Source organism: Pseudoalteromonas sp. P1-8, assembly GCF_001399985.1.
Lineage (GTDB): Bacteria > Pseudomonadota > Gammaproteobacteria > Enterobacterales > Alteromonadaceae > Pseudoalteromonas.
This window is the reverse complement of record NZ_LJSO01000009.1, coordinates 36,694-48,792: the sequence shown is the minus strand read 5'-3', so window position 1 is coordinate 48,792 and position 12,099 is coordinate 36,694. Positions and strand designations below refer to the sequence as shown.

Sequence of the window (12,099 nt, the reverse complement as noted above, 5' to 3'; positions counted from 1 at the left end):
AGGACCTGATAAACCTTTTCGTATGACTAGCTTTAGCAGGGAATGGTTATAGTAACGAGATACGAGATAAGAGTTACGAGAGTAAAGCTTCAAGAGGAAAGTTAGCAAGTTGCTAGGTATCAGCGATTTCACATCGCGTCAGATGGCTGAGGGCTAAAAACTCGTATTCATTGCATCTGATGGCTGACAGCTGAGGGCTGAAAGCTTTCTAAAAAATGCAGGCCATTTAGACCTGCACAGATATTTTTATTTAAGCTGCGTATACCGCAAGTGGGTGTGTAGTATTGATAGATACATGCACTGCATCACCTGGGCGTACCATCACTTCATGGCTTACACGGCTTGTCACCACGGTATCGCATGCCAGTTTAACAGCACATAAACGACTGCCACCTTCGTAGCGCACCCATGTCACTTTACCATTGCTAGTAGCTGCATTTTGAATAAGGTGAATATCATCAGGGCGAAGTAATACATCAACTTTTGCAGTATCATGATCAACCCTAATAGCTGGTGCATTACCTAAATCAGTGGTGGCAATATCACCTTCACAATTACCTGCAATGAAACTTGCTTCACCTAAAAAACGCGCAACAAAGCGATTGCTTGGTAAGCTAAAACAGCGTTCAGGGGTATCGATTTGCTGAATAATGCCTTCTTTAAGTACACCAACACGGTCACCTACAGATAAGGCTTCTTCTTGGTCATGGGTTACCCAAATAGCAGGTACACCAGCATCTTTTAATGCATTACGAATATCCCAACGAAGGGTGTCTTTTAAAGCTGCATCTAAGTTTGATAAAGGCTCGTCAAGTAATACGAAGTCAGGTTCGTGAGCTAGTGTACGCGCAAGTGCTACACGCTGCTTTTGACCACCTGATAAGGTAGCGGGCTTTTTATCACGAAATGCTTCAAGACCCAGTAACTTAATCCAATGATCAGCTTTTGAGGTATCGGTTAATCTAAAGCAAATATTTTGCTGCACTGTTAAGTGCGGGAATAACGCAAAATCTTGAAAGACCATACCCACTTTTCGTTTTTCTGGTGGTACTTTTAATTTGGGTGTTGCACGCCATGAGCCTAAATTAATTTCGCCTTCGCTGATAGGAATAAGCCCAGCTAACGCTTGTAAAATAGTACTTTTACCACAGCCAGTTGGACCAACTAGCATGAGGATCTCACTTTCCCCAAGTGATAAGTTAAGTTCACTTACCACACGATTGCTACCATAATCGATAGACAGCTTACTAACTGATAGCATTAAACTGATCCTTAATGTTCTAATTGACTGCGCTTTTCGCCTGAGAGCATTATAGCTAAGCCACATGCTGATATCACTACTAACAATAAGCCAGGTATAGCAGCGCGACCGAAATAACCGGCTTCATAAACACGCCATAAATAAGTTGATAGGGTTTCAAACCCTGTTGGACCAAGTAACAAGGTCGCTTCAAGCTCTCGCATTGATTCTAAAAATACCAAAGCAGCACCTGCGATAATACCACGCAGTGTTAAGGGTAAGGTAATACGCATAAATGCTTCACGAGGGCTTGCGCCTAATACGCGTGCTGATTTGATTAAGCTCGAATCTAAGTGTTCAGTGCTGGTACGTACAGAGCCAACTGCCAGCGGTAAAAAGCGTAGCACGTAAGCAATCACTAGTAATGCCAGAGTTTGGTATAAAAGCGGTAATTGCAAGCCACCATAAACAAGTGCAGTACCCATCACTATACCCGGGATACCAAATCCGAAATAAGTAACCCGTTCCATAATGCGTCCTACTTTACCACTTAAGGCAGCGTGCGCTACAGGCACAGCAACCACAACAGCAACAATAGCCGCAATGCCAGATGCATAAGCAGAATTCCACGCTATGCTGAAATCAAAATCAGCAACACCATCACGGGCAAGCCAAAGGGTGAAAATGGCTAACGGTAAACAAATAGCCAATAATAAAACCGGTAGAAAAGTTACCAGCATTGCTAACTTTTGCCCGTTAGATGGGAATAACATCAGCGGTCTACCGTGGCGCTCAGAAGCTGTTTTAATTTGTGATTCGATGAACAGTAAAAAGCCTACTATCACCATTAATTGTAGCGATAACATCGCTGCTCGGCTTAGACCAAAGGCGTTATATTCAACATAGATTACGCGAGTAAAGGTATCTAAGCGCATCATCGCCGGTGTACCAAAATCTGATAGAGTATAAAGTGCAACCAGTAATGAGCCCGCTGCTATACCGTTTATTACACGCGGTAATATGACTTTAAACACACTCATCGGCATCGACATACCTAAAGTGCGAGCCGCGTTTACCATGCTGGCATCAAGGCTCAGTAAAGACGAACGCGTTGTAAGCATTACAAATGGAAACGTGTATAGCGTCATTACAATGGCAGCACCCGTTAAGCCATACATAGGCGGGGTTTCAAAGCCTAACAGCTGATTTATCTCACCACCGGGGCCAAATGCTGCATATAAAGTAAACGCGCCAATATAACTTGGAATAGCAAGTGGAGCTGCAAACAAAACAAGCCAAAGCTTTTTAAAAGGAAGTTGAACATAGGCACTAATAAACGCCAGAGGCACGCCAATTAAAATAGAGCCTAAAACAGTTAACACCATAAGTGATAAAGTGTTACCAAGAATTTTTAAATTGTGACTATCAAAAACAGCCGTCGCATCACTCGCTAAAGTGATCAGAATATAAACTGGCACTAACGCCAAAAGCGCTGCAAGCAGCGCCATGGGATAAGAAGCAGGTATGCGCATTATAAAACACCGCTACTGCGCATAAGGTCGAGTGTTGGCCTTAAATCTGCCAATTGAGTTAAATCGATTTTCGGCGGTGACACATCCGCTAAGGCTGGTAATCCTGCCGGCTGATCAATACCTTGGATCAATGGAATTTCGTAGGCTTCACGTGCTAAGTAGCTTTGTACTTCTGAGCTTAGTAAGTAGCGCATAAAGTTCATTGCGTTCGGGTTATCTGTCAGCGATAACACACCTGATGCATTAACTAAACAACCGGCATCTTGATTGGTAAAAGCAAGATCAAGGTTTGCATCTGGTTTACCTGATTTAAGACGTAAGGTGTAATAATGGTTTGCAAAACCAATATCAACTTCACCACGTTCAACGGCCATCACTACGCCAAGCTCGCCGGCATAGGTTTTCGAACGTTTTTGAACTTTCTTAAGCCATTTAGCCGTTTTATCTTCACCTTCAAGAATACGCATTGCCGTGACAAATGATTGGAAAGAAGCATAAGCCGGTGCCCAACCAATTGATAAATCGCTATCGGCAATAGCCATTATGCTATCTGGGATCTGATCTTTTGATAAACGCTTAGTGTTGTAAGGTAATGTACGAATACGACCTGTCACTGGTGCCCAGCCCGGATAGCGAAACTGCGGTTGTAATTGCGCTTCTAAATCAGATGGTAAAGCTTTAGCTAAACCTGCATCTGTTACTAAGCCAATCGCACCTGAATCAACGGCCCAAAATAAATCAGCACGTTTAACACCCGCTTTCGCTTCAGCCACAATCATGTTGGCAAGCGCAGCAGTTGGGCCACGGCGAATTGATAAATTAAGTTTTGGGTTTTTCTTTTGGATTGATTGCAGTACGTTTTCGTACAAACCACCTTCACCACGGCCTAAATATAAGGTTAAGTCACCCTCTAGGGCGGGTAAGTCTTTCACTGAAATTGGGCTTGCAGCAGAGGCTGCAAAGGCACGAGAAAGAGGTAGCGGCATTGCGCCCACCACCCCAAACGCAGCCAGGCCTTGAATAAAGGTCCTACGCTTCACTAAAATACATCCTTACGTGCTTTTTCGGCTTCTTCTAGTAACACCTTAGCGCGATCTAGTTTTTCTTGCATATCAACAACCACTGCACGTACTTGGTCAACAGACCCTTTGTCAGAAATAGCTTTAGGCAGGGTTACGTTAAAATCTTTTTCGAGAACTTCTACTAACTTCGCATCTTTTTCGATAAGTGTACCTTCAACACCTTCGAATAAGTGAAGGTAAGTATCGTGTACAATTTGGGTTGCTTCATCGCTTAAACGTTCTGCGTATTTTGCAACAACACGGTCTAATTTATGTTTGATCTCATCGATAGTAGCGCTTTGCGTCATTGTTTCAGAAGCAGTTGCTTTTACAGCTTTTAATAAGCCTTTTTGCTGGAAGTCGGCAGCAAGTTTAACAGCTCCAAGACCCTGCCACAAGGCAGCATTTAAGGCCTTTTGGTGCTTACGTACTTCGCTTGCTGGTTTTTTGTCATCAATGGCCATTTTGATACCATAAATGCCTTGCCAGATTGATGCATAAACCGGCACATAATTCGTTTCAATCGCACTGTGAAACTTTACTGATTCCCAGTATTCAATTAAATCATCGCTGTTAACTGCTTTTGAGCCTTTTGTTTCATAATCGGTAACCATGGTGTCAACTTTACCGATCATCCACTCAACGTCTTCTGAGTAATCTTTTAAATTTTCTTTTAGATGATTAACGTGCTCACCAATTGGGCCATTTGCCAATACAGGTTGGGCAATAAAAGTAGATGCTAATACTAGGCTAAGACCTAGTGTTTTAACGGTGTTTAACGCTAATTTCATAGGGGGGACATCCAAGTTTCTAATTGTAAATGATAGCCATTATCATATACGTATCGATTGTCTAAATCAATTGCTATAAAGCCTTGATTACAGAATTACACATTTTTATTTAAGTGATTGGAAAGCTTACTAAGAGTGTTCATAAATTGTTTAAGTTCTTGGCTATCTAAGTCGCTCACTAAACTTGCTTGCCACTCATTTGCTAATGGCACAATTTGCTCATGCAAACGGTTCCCCTCAATGGATAGTGATAACAAACTTGCGCGTTTATCCTTAGGGTTTTCTTTGGCTATTATAAGGTTTCTGGCCAATAGCGACTTTACTGCACGAGACACCGTTGATTTATCCATTTGTGCCATATCACATAATTCTTTCGCAGTGCGCTCACCATATTGGGCCAAATTCGCAATTATCCGCCATTGTGGCACGGTTAAATCGAACTGCTGTTGATATAGCTCACTAAACTGCTCACTCATTTGCATTGCAATATTGGTTAATGAATAAGGTAAGAACTGTTTTAAATCGAGCGTTGTTTGCTTATCTGTCGTCATGGCTGCACTACTGTCAAAGAATATTTACACATGTAAATTCAATGTAGTTTGAATTTAGTCTCACATGAGAGTATCTTACCTAAAACCTTTTAGGAGTCTAGTGATGAATAACGAATTACAATATATGATAGGCTTTGGTAATGAATTTGAAACCGAAGCATTACCCGGTGCATTACCTATCGGTCAATTCAGCCCGCAAAAAGTTAAATACGATTTATATGCTGAGCAGTTCAGCACAACGGCATTTACAGCGCCCCGTGCTGATAACCGTCGTACTTGGTTTTACCGCATCCGCCCGTCAGTAATACAAGGTGATTACACGCCAATTGATAATGGCCTTATTCGCACTGCTCCTATTACAGAAGTGCCAACACCCCCGACAATGCTACGTTGGGATCCGATTGAAATTCCAGCACAGCCAACTGATTTTATAGATGGTTTAGTCACTATGGCTGCCAACGGCAGTGCCAATGCACAAACAGGTATTGGTATTCATATTTATGTCGCTAATAAATCAATGCAACACCGTTACTTTTATAATGCTGATGGTGAAATGTTATTTGTGCCGCAACAAGGTGAACTATTACTTAGAACTGAGTGCGGGCAACTAACCGTTCGTGCAGGAGAAATTGCCGTAATTCCTCGTGGCATTAAGTTCGCAGTTGATTTGCTCACTGATACAGCCCGTGGCTACATCTGTGAAAACTATGGCCATGCCTATATTTTACCAGAGCGCGGCCCAGTGGGTGCCAATGGTTATGCCAATGACCGTGACTTCCACTACCCTGTAGCGGCTTTTGAAGATGTAGAAGGTGATTTCGAACTCGTAGCTAAATTCAATGGCAATATGTTCCGTTGTGATATTGGGCACTCGCCATTGGATGTGGTTGCTTGGACGGGTAACAGTGCACCTTACAAGTATGACCTTGCTCGATTCAATGTTATGAATACAGTAAGTTACGATCACCCAGATCCATCAATCTTTACTGTATTAACATCACCATCGGGTACAGAAGGTGTCGCTAATATCGATTTTGCTATCTTCCCTCCGCGTTGGATGGTGGCTGAGAACACATTCCGCCCACCTTATTACCACCGTAATATTATGAGTGAGTTTATGGGCTTAATCGAAGGTGTGTACGATGCCAAAGAGCATGGCTTTGTACCAGGTGGTTCTAGCTTACATAACTGTATGTCGCCACATGGTCCAGAAGCAGATGTATTCGAAAAAGCATCAAATGCTGAGCTTGAACCACAACGCTACGAAAACACTTTGGCATTTATGTTCGAATCGCGTTACGTTATTTCACCAACTAAATATGCCCTTGAAGGTAAAGAGCGTCAGCCTAATTACACTGACTGTTGGCGCACTATTAAAAAACATTTCACAGGTAAACAGGACGTATAATGAAACTTTATAGCTATTTTCGTTCATCAGCTGCATACCGAGTTCGCATTGCGCTTAATTTAAAGAACATTGATCACGAGTTAGTAACGGTTAATTTATTAAAATCAGAGCAACAAAGTGACGAGTACCTAGCTAAAAACCCACAAGGGTTATTGCCAGCATTTGAAACTGATCAAGGTGTACTTGCGCAATCGCTGGCTATTTTAGAGTGGTTAGAAGAAACTCATCCAGAAACGCCTCTTTTAACGGGTGATGCATGGCAAAAAGCTCAGATCCGTAATTTATGTTATGCCGTAGCTTGCGATATCCACCCTATCGATAATTTGCGTGTATTAAAGTACTTGGCTAACGATCTTGGTGTTGATGAAGAAGCAAAAACGACCTGGTATAAGCATTGGGTAGAAGTTGGCTTTGAGAGTATTGAAAAGCTACTTGATGAAGCGAACACTTTTTGTGTGGGCAACAAACCAACGCTTGCTGATGTGTGCTTAGTGCCGCAAGTATTTAATGCCTTGCGCTTTAAAGTTGATATGACCAAGTACCCTAAAATTGCTGCGGTATATGAGCAATGTAATAAGCTTGATGCCTTTATTGATGCTGCACCACAAAATCAGCCAGATGCAATTTAAGCTTTAAGATTTGTAGTTAAAAAGGCCCGAACACTTCGGGCCTTTTTTATTGTTATCTAAGCGCTGAATTAATCACACTCACATGGTTAATTAAATCGAGCCCTAAGTCGGTTAAGTAGCCCCCATCAGGACTATCTGTAATACCTTTATCATAAAGACGTTTTGCTGCATCTTTAATTGAGCTTTCGGCATCGGAATGAATTTTAATTCCCTGCATTTGAGAGTTGCGAGGAAATTTTGCAAGCAGGGTTAGTTCGTCGATCATATTTTTATCAAATTGCATGTGTTCACCTTTTTATTATTTATTCCTTGTCATAAGCTTAGTGTAGTTATACAAATCTGCCCAACGGGAGGCGTATTTTGTTAAAGAAAATTTTACTGTTAAGTACTTTGTTTACTTTAGGGTTTCTAAACCAAGCACTAGCAAAGGAAAAACCACTAATCGTGCTTGATGGTCAAGAGGCATTAAACAATCAAAAAGTGTGTTGGTATGAAAATAAACGCTATACCGAAGGTGCCTATATTGCCGTTGGCGATATTAAGTTAATTTGCACTGCCAAACAGCCTAATTTTTCAAACAGTGATTTGGCATGGCTCAGACTAAATGCTAATGGCGAGATTATTTACCCTAAACAAGCGAAAACGATTCACGTCAATTAGCTTAAAACGCACAAATAGGGTACTATTGCGCGGTTGCAAATAACCTAAGATTTATCATGGACAATCAACCAAATAATCCGTTACATGGCGTTAAATTAGCCGACATCGTTACTAAACTTGAAGAAAAACTTGGTTGGGAAGGTATGGCAGCGCACGTCGATGTACGCTGCTTTCAGAATGACCCAAGTGTAAAGTCGAGTCTTAAATTTTTACGAAAGACCCCTTGGGCACGAGAAAAAGTAGAGCAGTTATATATTGATACCTTTATCGATAATGACCAAGCTGATGATGGCACTTTCCAATGGAAAAGCATCAAAAAGTAACCACTTAATCTTCAGCTGCTACAATCACCGAAAGCGATTTCGGTGATATCTCCACCTCTAGTTTATCTGCAGTTTTAACTTCACCATCAATAACATAGCTCAACCCTTTTTCTGCGCTTACTGTCACTCGTTTAGCATTTGTGTGGTGACTGTTAATAGCAAAACTAGTTTGCGTAATACTCGAGAACACTAACTCCGCAATACTTAAAGTACTCGCTTTAGAATCGGCACTAGGTGTTAGCCAGTTAACATCAAGTAAACCATCTTGGTGATCTGGCTGCCCTGCAGATTGAGCAAGTAAAGTAGTAAATGGCGCGGCGTTGGCGATGATTAAACTGGTGGTATTGATTGTTTGCTCATCGTTATTATCAAGAGTAACAACATAGTCTTGCGCTTCATGCTCACCTAATGCCTGCCAAAATCCTTGTAAATAAGCTAATTGCCCAGACTCATTTTTAGCATCACGATGGGCTTTTTCAATCATCTTTTGTTCAAAACCAATCCCTGCTAGTAATAACATACGCTTGCCATTACACACAGCGGTATCTATTCGACTCGCCTGCCCTTCAATAATAAGCTCACACGCCTGCTCTACCGGAATAAGCTTCGATTGTATCCCCATCAACACATGAGCGAGGGCATTTGCAGTACCTAAAGGAATAATCCCCAGTTTACACTCTGTATTAACAAGTACACTTGCAACCTCTGTTACTGTACCATCGCCACCACAGGCGATGACTACATCAGGGTTCAATTCAAGTGCTTCTTTGGCCAACTCAGTACCATTTACCTGTTCTGACGTGGTGTAAACAGTTAAATCGTAATACTCAGACAAACGAGAGGTAATTTGCTTACGTTTAGCTTCCCACAGTTTTGTGCCAGAAACAGGATTAGCAATGAGCACAGCTTTATTTTTGATTAACAAGTCACCTCTACGATGGCGACGCACAAGATGACGCAGCTGGCGCTTGTTTAAATTTGCAGTTTCTCTGGTTTCTTTAATTTGTGCGAGTACTTGGTGCACATCGGCATCTTTGTTTTGGCTAAGCAAGTAAGCTGCCATCACAAATACTGAACGGCCACGCCCTAGAGCGCAATGTACTACGACACGTCTATCTGCTTTTACTTGATGGTCAATCCAATTAATCGCTTGGTGTAATTGCGCGCGTGTTGGCACGCTATGATCAAGTACAGGGATATTTAAATAACGAATATTCTCTTGCGTAGAAGACCATTCAAGGCCATCAAACTCACAAGTTACATCTAAAATAGCTGTAATACCCATTTCTTTCATGGTGTCTATATCTGAAGGAAATAAACGACAGGCTAAAAATAAATGCTCATTAATTTGTTGTAATGGTGGCACTTTATCGTGTTTTCTCGACCAAGCATTGTAAAGTTGTGCACCCAATAAAAATGGAATAAAAGCCCAACGAATATAGATAGGAATAACGCCATTTTCACGTTTTCTAAAAATACGTGCAATATTAAAAAAATATGCGCCACTAACCAAAAGTAACGACAAAGCCGTCCAATAAAAAAACAGCGCAAAGTAAACAGTTTCTACCCGAATAGCCGCAATTATAAATACAATCGCTAAAGCTAAGTAACTAAATGCTGCCCACATAATCACTCCTTGTTATTCTAATTGCATACTACGTTGCAAGTTTCACTCCAGTAAAAGCCGTTCAATTACCCCTACTGGCTATTTAAAATCAGTAACTTAGCATTTATAAAAAAGCTTACCATTTTAGTTTAGGACATTTTTTCACAATTTTATGAATAACTTACAATAATTTACATAGAACCAATTTGATAGATTTGCCAAGTACTCTTTCCCTGCTAGTCTAAGTTAAAAGCCATGCCTAATAATGACAGGTTTTTAGTAGAGCTTTCGTTAAAAATTTAAATCAACCCGAGCCTAATTCGTTATGAAATACGATGACCAAACGCTACTTAATTTACTTGCAGCAGAATATGTTTTAGGCACTTTACATGGCCATGCCCGAGATAGATTTAGCCGCTTAATGCGTACCTCTCCTCGAGCCCGATACGCAACCTCCTTATGGCAAAGACATATAAAAAACCTAGAAAACGCGATTGAATCTAACCCACCTGATCAGCAAGTTTGGGATAAAATAACAAAACGGATTGACCCACTTTTTTTACCAACACAGAAGAAAGCAAAAGAACCTAAATATGGAATATTTAAGGCTTGGGCTGCTATTGCAACAGCGGTTTGTATTGTGTTGGTATTAATTACTTGGCAACCGCAAGAGTCGTTTAGTGATAAAATCAATCACTCGGTAACGTTTTATGACTCAGCAAATAAGCCAGTTTGGAATTTAGATATAAGCGATCACAGTATTTTACTTAAAGCAGCTAGCGGCATGAGTTTACAAACTGATTATGATTACCAGTTGTGGATCCGTTTAAAAGGCTACCCGAGCGCCATCCCTATTGCTTTACTACCAAAATCAGATAGTAAAGAAATTGCCCGAAATGCATTATTTAAACCACAGAATATCACTTTACTTGCAATAAGCCGTGAGCCAATTGGCGGCTCACAATCAGGTAGCCCAAGCGAAATTATTTATACAGCCGTACTCGATGCGAACTAATCATACACAGACTAGAAACAATATAAATACGAGCAAAGCCATTATTTCTAAGATAAACGACCTATTCGATAAACCTTTGTACTTGCTATAGTTACAGCCCCTTTTTATATCCGCTTTAAAAAATAGGCGGTAATTCGAGTATTAGACTCGTCTCCTTGTATTATCTTAGGAATAAAAATGAAAAAGTCGTTGTTGTTTACGCTATTTCTATTAATTTTTAGCTCTATCTGTCACGCCCACCAGCAAAGCACCGCTTATCTTAATTTAGAACAACAAACGAGCAATAAGCTATTGCTAGTAGGCTCTTGGCAAGCCTCGGTGAATGATCTCGATAAAGCGCTCAACTTCGATAAAAATCAGGATAATGTAATTACATGGCATGAAATTACATCACAGCAGCAAGCAGTATTAGACTATCTAAATAGCCATTTTAATGTGTTACAACAAAATCAAAGCTGCAAGGTCACGATTGATGGTGCACTCAGTATAGATAACCACTTTAATCAGTCGTATATCCATGTGCCACTACAAGTTGATTGTCCATCTGATAGTTCTATAACAGTTAATTACACAGCCCTATTTGATATAGATGAGCATCATCAAGCAATTGCTGCCATTGCTAAATCAAGCCGCGTATTTGAACAAAATACGCCAAAACAAGTTATAAACTTTAAAGAGCAAAGCTTCAGCACAACGTTTATTGAATATGTACATCAAGGCATATTACATATTTGGATGGGCACCGATCATATTTTGTTTTTAATCGCGCTATTACTGGGCTGTGTGTTAGTTCGTAAGCAAGGCGAGTGGCAACGTGTCGAGTCTAAAAAACAAATTCTAATTGATACAGCTTGGATCATCACCGCTTTTACACTTGCTCACTCAATTACCCTAACAGCGACTGCTATGAATATCATATCGCCAAACACCCGATGGGTAGAATTAGGTATCGCGCTTTCTGTATTATTTGCTGCAATAAATAATATTTGGCCAATGATTGTGCGCTTAGGCTGGATCACATTCTGTTTTGGTCTATTACACGGTATGGGGTTTGCGAGTGTTTTAGGTGAGCTTGGTTTATCAAATGAATACCAGCTAATGAGTATTTTAGCCTTTAATTTAGGGGTTGAGATTGGTCAACTGGTTATTTTAGCAATTTGTTTACCACTACTAATGCTACTTAGAAATAGTCCCTGGTACAAAAAAGCCATTATGCCAGCAGGTTCAGTGCTCATTGCCATTATGGCAATCCAATGGTCTATAGAGCGCTTTTAATAAGCGCT

At 40.7% G+C, this 12,099-nt stretch carries 13 protein-coding genes; 6 read left to right on the top strand and 7 right to left on the bottom strand.

The window, feature by feature from the left end:
* Positions 1 to 250: 250 nt before the first annotated feature.
* From AN213_RS13600 to AN213_RS13580, 5 genes are all read right to left on the bottom strand, one after another.
* The gene (locus AN213_RS13600) at positions 251 to 1,261 is read right to left on the bottom strand and encodes an ABC transporter ATP-binding protein (RefSeq protein ID WP_054563066.1); all 1,011 of its coding nucleotides are present in this window, start codon (positions 1,259 to 1,261) and stop codon (positions 251 to 253) included.
* Positions 1,262 to 1,272: 11 nt separating this feature from the next.
* Positions 1,273 to 2,772, bottom strand: coding sequence for an iron ABC transporter permease (locus tag AN213_RS13595; protein WP_054552193.1), 1,500 nt, complete (start codon positions 2,770 to 2,772; stop codon positions 1,273 to 1,275).
* Positions 2,772 to 3,812, bottom strand: coding sequence for an extracellular solute-binding protein (locus AN213_RS13590; RefSeq protein WP_055198865.1), 1,041 nt, complete (start codon positions 3,810 to 3,812; stop codon positions 2,772 to 2,774). The genes AN213_RS13595 and AN213_RS13590 overlap by 1 nt, the downstream gene beginning before the upstream one ends.
* Positions 3,812 to 4,624, bottom strand: a complete 813-nt coding sequence (locus tag AN213_RS13585) for a hypothetical protein (protein WP_055198864.1) — start codon at positions 4,622 to 4,624, stop codon at positions 3,812 to 3,814. Before AN213_RS13585 ends, AN213_RS13590 begins: the two co-directional genes overlap by 1 nt.
* A 95-nt stretch (positions 4,625 to 4,719) precedes the next feature.
* Positions 4,720 to 5,175, bottom strand: a complete 456-nt coding sequence (locus tag AN213_RS13580; RefSeq protein ID WP_055198863.1) for a MarR family winged helix-turn-helix transcriptional regulator — start codon at positions 5,173 to 5,175, stop codon at positions 4,720 to 4,722.
* Between the two features lie 103 nt (positions 5,176 to 5,278).
* On the opposite strand from AN213_RS13580, the gene hmgA reads away from it, so the two are divergent.
* Positions 5,279 to 6,583 (top strand): homogentisate 1,2-dioxygenase, encoded by a 1,305-nt coding sequence (gene hmgA, locus AN213_RS13575; protein WP_055198862.1) that lies wholly within the window; start codon positions 5,279 to 5,281, stop codon positions 6,581 to 6,583.
* Positions 6,583 to 7,212, top strand: coding sequence for a maleylacetoacetate isomerase (gene maiA, locus AN213_RS13570; RefSeq protein ID WP_055198861.1), 630 nt, complete (start codon positions 6,583 to 6,585; stop codon positions 7,210 to 7,212). The genes hmgA and maiA overlap by 1 nt, the downstream gene beginning before the upstream one ends.
* A 52-nt stretch (positions 7,213 to 7,264) precedes the next feature.
* Here maiA and AN213_RS13565 read toward each other — a convergent pair whose 3' ends face one another.
* Entirely contained in the window at positions 7,265 to 7,495 is a 231-nt protein-coding gene (locus AN213_RS13565) for a TIGR02647 family protein (RefSeq protein WP_054563059.1), read from the bottom strand.
* Positions 7,496 to 7,572: 77 nt separating this feature from the next.
* On the opposite strand from AN213_RS13565, the gene AN213_RS13560 reads away from it, so the two are divergent.
* Together AN213_RS13560 and AN213_RS13555 are read left to right on the top strand one after the other, a co-directional pair.
* Positions 7,573 to 7,872 carry a DUF1496 domain-containing protein gene (locus AN213_RS13560; RefSeq protein WP_055198860.1) on the top strand — a complete coding sequence of 100 codons (300 nt, stop codon included), beginning with the start codon at positions 7,573 to 7,575 and terminating at the stop codon, positions 7,870 to 7,872.
* Positions 7,873 to 7,928: 56 nt separating this feature from the next.
* Positions 7,929 to 8,195, top strand: coding sequence for a VF530 family DNA-binding protein (locus tag AN213_RS13555; protein WP_055198859.1), 267 nt, complete (start codon positions 7,929 to 7,931; stop codon positions 8,193 to 8,195).
* A gap of 4 nt (positions 8,196 to 8,199) precedes the next feature.
* Here AN213_RS13555 and AN213_RS13550 read toward each other — a convergent pair whose 3' ends face one another.
* Positions 8,200 to 9,822 (bottom strand): diacylglycerol kinase family protein, encoded by a 1,623-nt coding sequence (locus tag AN213_RS13550; RefSeq protein ID WP_055198858.1) that lies wholly within the window; start codon positions 9,820 to 9,822, stop codon positions 8,200 to 8,202.
* A gap of 304 nt (positions 9,823 to 10,126) precedes the next feature.
* Here AN213_RS13550 and AN213_RS13545 point away from each other — a divergent pair, with 304 nt between their 5' ends.
* Both AN213_RS13545 and AN213_RS13540 read left to right on the top strand, forming a co-directional pair.
* Entirely contained in the window at positions 10,127 to 10,816 is a 690-nt protein-coding gene (locus AN213_RS13545; RefSeq protein WP_055198857.1) for an anti-sigma factor domain-containing protein, read from the top strand.
* A gap of 177 nt (positions 10,817 to 10,993) precedes the next feature.
* Entirely contained in the window at positions 10,994 to 12,091 is a 1,098-nt protein-coding gene (locus AN213_RS13540) for a HupE/UreJ family protein (RefSeq protein WP_055198856.1), read from the top strand.
* Positions 12,092 to 12,099 lie beyond the last annotated feature (8 nt).